The sequence below is a fragment of the Microcoleus sp. D3_18_C4 genome (assembly GCF_036702355.1).
Classification (GTDB): Bacteria; Cyanobacteriota; Cyanobacteriia; order Cyanobacteriales; family Microcoleaceae; genus Microcoleus.
This window is the reverse complement of the sequence record NZ_JAUBTF010000129.1, coordinates 1-5,587: the sequence shown is the minus strand read 5'-3', so window position 1 is coordinate 5,587 and position 5,587 is coordinate 1. Positions and strand designations below refer to the sequence as shown.

General features: G+C 44.7%; 5 protein-coding genes. All 5 read right to left on the bottom strand.

The features are described 5' to 3' along the window. Window positions 1-227: 227 nt before the first annotated feature. The 5 genes from QUA90_RS29830 to QUA90_RS29810 all read right to left on the bottom strand — a co-directional run bounded on the left by QUA90_RS29830 (window position 228) and on the right by QUA90_RS29810 (window position 5,174). Window positions 228-578, bottom strand: a complete 351-nt coding sequence (locus tag QUA90_RS29830; RefSeq protein WP_333448732.1) for a hypothetical protein — start codon at window positions 576-578, stop codon at window positions 228-230. Window positions 579-796: 218 nt separating this feature from the next. Beyond that, the gene (locus QUA90_RS29825; RefSeq protein WP_333448731.1) at window positions 797-2,221 is read right to left on the bottom strand and encodes an IS110 family transposase; all 1,425 of its coding nucleotides are present in this window, start codon (window positions 2,219-2,221) and stop codon (window positions 797-799) included. Between the two features lie 2 nt (window positions 2,222-2,223). Then, window positions 2,224-2,523 (bottom strand): hypothetical protein, encoded by a 300-nt coding sequence (locus QUA90_RS29820; protein WP_333448730.1) that lies wholly within the window; start codon window positions 2,521-2,523, stop codon window positions 2,224-2,226. Window positions 2,524-2,638: 115 nt separating this feature from the next. After that, window positions 2,639-3,352: a hypothetical protein gene (locus QUA90_RS29815; protein WP_333448729.1), complete on the bottom strand. Its 714-nt coding sequence runs from the start codon at window positions 3,350-3,352 to the stop codon at window positions 2,639-2,641. Window positions 3,353-3,533: 181 nt separating this feature from the next. Next, on the bottom strand, window positions 3,534-5,174 hold the full coding sequence (locus QUA90_RS29810) for a bifunctional DNA primase/polymerase (RefSeq protein ID WP_333448728.1): 1,641 nt from the start codon (window positions 5,172-5,174) through the stop codon (window positions 3,534-3,536). Window positions 5,175-5,587: the final 413 nt, after the last annotated feature.

Below are 5,587 nucleotides of genomic sequence, written 5' to 3'. Positions count from 1 at the left end.
CTCTTTCTCTTGTCAAAGCATTTCAAGGGCTGCCTACCGGATGCACCCCGTTCGCACGGGATTAGAGTTCCACCAATCTGAATTTTACCGCTTGTTTAGCCGCAACTGACACCACTTCGTTAAAATTTCGGCGTCAGCTTGTCCGATCGGAATCATTTCCCCTACAACAAAAACCACTGCGGCCAAGCTGCCACTCGAAATTTTTGTCAGTTGCTCAACCATAAAAGTCAAAGCACCTTAAACTTTTGCTTTCGGATAGATTTTAGTTGAGCCTTTAAACTTTCATTTTCAGAACGCAACAGATTATTCTGAAAAGCCAAACGCCCAGCGCAATGGTGCAAATAGCTAAATTGCATAGCTTTCTGACAATCAAAGTCTTGGGACTCTTCATCCTCAAAAGAATGAATTTTTCGAGGAAAGGATTCTTGACCATCCAAATATCGGGCAATTTCCAAAAGTTGGTCTGCCAAAGAAAATGGTACTCGGATAGATTTAATTTCCCCACTAGACCACATAGAAGGACGACCAGCTCCTAATCGCTTTCCACCACGCCCATCAGGCTTAACTGATTTAATCATAAAATCAAACAAATTATTGATAAGTTAAATATATCAAAAATAGCTGTATCTATCTAGGGATATACTTTCTACTATCAATATTTATTTATTTTCTTTTAGTTATACCGGGTATTACTCACCCCGGTTGGCCTGCGGCGCCCTAAATCTTCACCGGCGCGGCCGGGGGGGCGGGCCATAACCCGGCTCCCCCCCCGGCCCACGTTCTCAAACTGCTGCTTTTAATTGTCTAGTTCTGTGTCTAGCAAACTGTCTAGTGTATTGTCTAGCTCAGTGTCTACACTGTCTACACCAACAATTTCCTTAACCAGTTCACGCCACAACATCCTAACAGCTTTAGCCGCCAAACGCGATCGCACAAGTTTAATTGGTTGCCCCTGATTTTTACATTCGAGGAAATAAACAGACAATTTCTGTCCGATCGCGTTGCTCAAACGAGTGTTGTTTGGCTCAATCCTGGTAAAAATCCACTGCCACAAAGCAGTGCGACAAACATCGCTACCTGATTTGTAACATTTTTTCTGTTCATCACCAGACCAAGCGCGAGTAGGAGCACAGCCCAAAGTTTTCATAAAGCGTCGCTCACTGTACCGCTTCTTAGTAGGTTTTTTGGAATTGCGACCCCTAGTGATAACAACTTCAGGCTCGCCATTATCCCCAAAAAAACCCTCAATTGGATAAATTTGGGTAAGAATCAACGCCTGGACGCGCAAGCCAAAACCAAACTGAGCAAAAACTTTGCGGTAGGGCAAAAAACGAACATCGGATTGAATCAAGCCAAAAAGCTCAAGCTCAATTTTCCGCTCCTGGAGCTGAAGGTCGCAGAGCATTTTGGCGGCAAATCGAGTTTCCTCAATCAAGCCAGAACCAACAGTCGCGTCATAAAGGCGATCGTACTTTGCAGAAGTCCGCTGCTGGGAAATCCAGCCCCACAACAAAGGTGGCACATCTCCAGCCATTCCAAGAACAGAGCGAACGTTCATCACCTCTGGAAACTGCCAAGCTAAGTCCTGGCGCAACCGATTAATGATGGGTGACTGTACGCGATTGTAATGGGCGAGCCGAAAACAAAGCTCGCGAACACGGACAATCGTGCTGTCCCGTACTTGCAAAAATCGCCGGGGCAAGTGATGAAAATCGAAATAGTAGCAAGCTAAGGCAAGAGCATCAGCTTCATCGTCTTTGTCAGGAAGGTCAAGGGTGCTGCGGTAAGCTGGGAGCTTATTATTTGAAACTAAACAAACTTTGATACCAGCCTTTGCAAGCTGAGTTCCCCAAAGACGCTGGTAGTTGATGCCCGTGGGTTCCATCAAAGCGACATCAGGTTTAAGCTCGAGCAACTGCTTAATTCCACTAGCATCAGCCTTGATTTTTAAAAACTCGACCGAATAGTAGGAATTGCGGGGAGAATCTGGCCGCTCTGTAAGAAGGCAAGCGACTACTGATGATTTACAAATGTCAAGTCCCAGGACTCTAAGCTGAAGCTTATCACTTGTGTCAAGCGATTGAGTGTTAGCAAGCAGTGCTTCCCATGTAGCAATTGTAGTCAGCTTTCCATACTGACGAGCTTGCTGAGTTGTTAATCCACGGTCGGCAGCTAATTCTTTGAGGCAAGCAAGCTGACTTTTAGAAGAAGGTTTAGTCATACTTAACGCTCAACCCTCATCAATTCAAGAGCTTGCTCTAAATTACTGCGAACAGAGGAAAGTGAAGCAGGTACATATTCATAATAAGCATCAAGCAACAGAGAAGCTTGAAAGCACTGGTCACCATCCAAAAATGACGGCTCCGTCAAAAAAGTATTCAGCGAATCCAAAAAAACTTCGCGATGACGAGCATAGTTGAGTTCGTCTAAACTACTGAGAAGTAAAGAAAAAACTGTCCGAAACATTTTTCGGTCAACAAGAATTTTGTCGCCATCTGGCGATTGACCTGGAATTGGTGGCATAATTATTTTGCTCCAAACGTTCTAGTACAACGGCTTGGGGAAGTCGTGGCTTGTTCGGTGTTAGTCGCACCGGGCAGTCACGCAACAATCTTCCTTACCCATTACGATCGCAGCTTCAATCGCAGTTGTCAATGTTTAAATGCAAATTTTTGTGTTTTAAGTCTTGCAAAAGTCGCAGGAGTCTTTCTGTGTCTGCCAGCGTAGTTTTTGACTTTTTATTTTGAGCTTTGAACTGGTTGTAAAGTTCAGCGGCCTCTGGGAAAGTTTCAACGCCAGGAGCCGATTGTTTATCCGCCTGAAGTTCTGAAAGTTGCGAATTTTTAAAAACTATTTCATTTTGAAGTTCAGACATTTGTTGCTCAAGTTCGTTCCGATCGCGCTTCAACGCATCATATTTATCTTCCAACTCATCATAGTTAGAGGTAAGCATATTTAATTGAAAATGGACATCTGCCAAAGCTTCCTCTGGAGTGAAGCCGAAGATAGCAGCATGAGCCAGGGCTTCCTCTGGAGTAGTGAGAGCATGAGCGACAGTCTCTGTAAGTTCAATCGTGTCTGGAAATTTAGCTGCTAGTTTTTCGTCTAGCATTTTGTCTACCAGTGCTTCTATGTCTGGAATTGAGGTGTGAGCGAGTGGTTGAGGTGTAGAGTTAGGAGCAGGGTTAATGGCTGACTCTAATGTTTTAATTACCCAGGCGTTAACGCTTAAACCCTCAGTGGTTGCTACTTCTTTGATAGCTTTCAGCAAATCACGGCGACCATCCAATCTCAAGTTAAGCTGTACTCTGTCAGTCATGTCTAGTACCTTGTCTAATTGTTTACTAGACATATACTAGCACTGTGTCTAGCACTGTGTCTAGTGGTTAACAATATTTAGTTTTGTATTGTGCCAGTCAGAAGAAAGTGTCACAGCTAAATTGGCACACAAAGCACCCCCAATTGGCACAGAGCAATTGGCTAGAACTTCCCTGATTTAAGTAAACTCGGAAGCGAGGAAGCGAGGAAGCTTCTTATTGTTGAGCTATGATCATTTTTGATTTTCCTTGTCCTGGTTTTTTAGAAGAGTTTTCTTTCTTGATAGAATCTTCTCCCAGAAGCTTTGATAAGGAAACCTTATTCTCTAAATCCCCCGGCGAGATTTTAGAAATCAATAATTTTTCCTTATGTATCCCAGCTCCCCCGGTGCGAGATTTACTTATTGCCAAACGCCGACGCCGAACCGACACCAACCGATGATTTAGTAGATAAATGTTGGGGTGTGGCTTGTACCAGTCTCCCTTCAAGAAAATCAAACCATCCTCACGGCAGAAGTTAGCCGGCATTTTTTGCAAATGTGACAATTGTTCAAGCAACTGCTTTTTAGAAATTGGCGGCAAATCTTCCCGAAACTTGTGAACTGGGGAAGCGACCAACCTATAACTATTTGAAAGATGACGGCTGATAGTGCCAGGAGATAACCCGCGCAGTTGTGCGATCGTCTCCTGACTACCGCCGTAGAACCTAAAATCCGACTTGCAAAAAATAAACCGCTCACTTCTTTTTTCCAGTACCCGCGCCAGTTTTTCGCAGGGGTGCAAAGCAGAAGCGGCCATTATTTGCGTCGGAGTGTACAGGCCGGAAGGTTCCCCCGGCTTTATTTGCTCGATTTCTTCCCGCCGTTGCAGGTGGAAAGACAATCGCTGCAAATTTTGTGTTTCCACCTCTGTAGCGATGAGATGGATATTTTTTAAAGAGTCAATATTTATGGAAGCGACGGGGCCCAGTTTATCAATGCCCGAAAGTGCGATCGCTTTTTCCAAACTCGAATAACAAACTGTAATCCAAGCCCCGCGCTGCTTGTAGTAACGAATCAAGCCGGAAGTTTTAGCCGCAGAAAGTAATTTCCTGAGATGCCCAGGGCTACGCTTAAGAATTAAACTTGCAGCTTGTAGGGAAAATTTACCAATGCCGCAGCCCTTTGACTTACCGGAATGTTCCCATCGAGAAATATCAAACCGCCGAGCGAGGAGCCACAAACTCATCTGGCGGCCAAAGTAGGGAAACAGTCGCACGGGAAATCGGACTAAATCAAGTTCGTCAAGCCCCGCGAATTCACTATGCCAGCCTTCACATAAGTTAATAAGCCATTCAGGAGCCAGAGCCGGAGGAGTTTGAAGCGGACTGTTTAACCATTGATAAGGTAAACCTGTAGACGGGTGTATACTAGGCGGGATAACGCTTTGACTCCCTAGCCACCGAAACTCTAAAAACTCTTCAGTTCCATCCTCACCCAGAATACCAGTAGCAATTCTAAGGTTACGCAGCCGACCCCAATCTTTCTCATCCACAGAAAATAAACACTGTTTACGCCCAGGGCGACCGCTACTCCAGCTAGTGGTTTGATAAAAAATATTAAGATTATTTTCGCCAGCGAGTTTAGATAATAGTTGCAGCGCAGAATCGCCGTCAAAATCTACTGCAAGCAACCCAGCCCCAAGTTTTAAGCCAATGCCTGAAGCCTTACCAGTTTGGAGTTCAGCAAGGATTCCCAGGCGATGGAAAGATTTATCAACCCATCGCTTATGATAAGGTCGCTTACCAAATACAGGTACTAGCGGCCAAATGCAAGGAATTTCACTTGAAACTTGGTAACTCAAAGAGTTACTATTCATAAAGATACTTTTAGACCTTGGGTGTCAATCCAAGGACTGAATTCCAAAAGCCGCTGTTGTAGGTTCCAATTACGTGCAGCGGTTTTTTGGGTTTACTTAGACTTCTAGAAAATACAAAGCACAAGTGGAACCGCTTTTAAGCCGTCAAAAAAAATATTGACTATGACGTTAAAAGCCAGTCTTCCTCGTGCAAATGAGAGTCCAGCTTAAATGTTGGTGGGTCGTATGCACTCACAGCGCTTATCACAGGGCTGCCTGTCTATCGGGTATTAACCCGCTCCTCCTAGCAACCTACTTTGGGAGATTCCCGGATTCATGCCGAACTGGTACAAATCACGCCTACTCTTTCTCTTGTCAAAGCATTTCAAGGGCTGCCTACCGGATGCACCCCGTTCGCACGGGATTAGAGTTCC

Coding starts and splice junctions, on each gene's coding strand:
- QUA90_RS29830 (WP_333448732.1), bottom strand. CDS start 578: ATGATTAAATCAGTTAAGCCTGATGGGCGTGGTGGAAAGCGATTAGGA.
- QUA90_RS29825 (WP_333448731.1), bottom strand. CDS start 2,221: ATGACTAAACCTTCTTCTAAAAGTCAGCTTGCTTGCCTCAAAGAATTA.
- QUA90_RS29820 (WP_333448730.1), bottom strand. CDS start 2,523: ATGCCACCAATTCCAGGTCAATCGCCAGATGGCGACAAAATTCTTGTT.
- QUA90_RS29815 (WP_333448729.1), bottom strand. CDS start 3,352: ATGTCTAGTAAACAATTAGACAAGGTACTAGACATGACTGACAGAGTA.
- QUA90_RS29810 (WP_333448728.1), bottom strand. CDS start 5,174: ATGAATAGTAACTCTTTGAGTTACCAAGTTTCAAGTGAAATTCCTTGC.